At 46.6% G+C, this 371-nt stretch carries 1 pseudogene; it reads left to right on the forward strand.

The features are described from left to right. Positions 1-371, forward strand: a pseudogene (locus BCT81_RS10330) (2',3'-cyclic-nucleotide 2'-phosphodiesterase); the annotation flags it as partial.

The following is a 371-nucleotide window of genomic DNA, read 5'->3' on the forward strand; positions in this document are numbered from 1 at the left end:
GAGTTCCTAGAAGAATCTATCAACGACGCTGATTTCCCATACATCAGTGCTAACGTTTACGATGCTGAAACAAAAGAGCACTACTTCACACCTTACATCATCAAGACACACACGTTCGCAGATACAGCTGGCGTAGAGCACGAGATCAAAGTGGGTTACATCGGCTTTGTTCCACCACAAATCATGACGTGGGATAAAAAGAACCTTGAAGGTAAAGTGATCGCTCGCGACATCGTTGAGACAGCGAACGAGCTAGTACCTCAAATGAAGGCTGAAGGCGCAGACGTTATCGTTGCGATCCCTCACTCTGGCGTATCTCAAGACCCATACAAAGCAGGCGAAGAGAACTCTACGCTTTACCTATCTGAAGT

The organism is Vibrio sp. 10N.261.52.A1 (genome assembly GCF_002876325.1).
In the GTDB taxonomy this organism is placed as follows: domain Bacteria; phylum Pseudomonadota; class Gammaproteobacteria; order Enterobacterales; family Vibrionaceae; genus Vibrio; species Vibrio chagasii.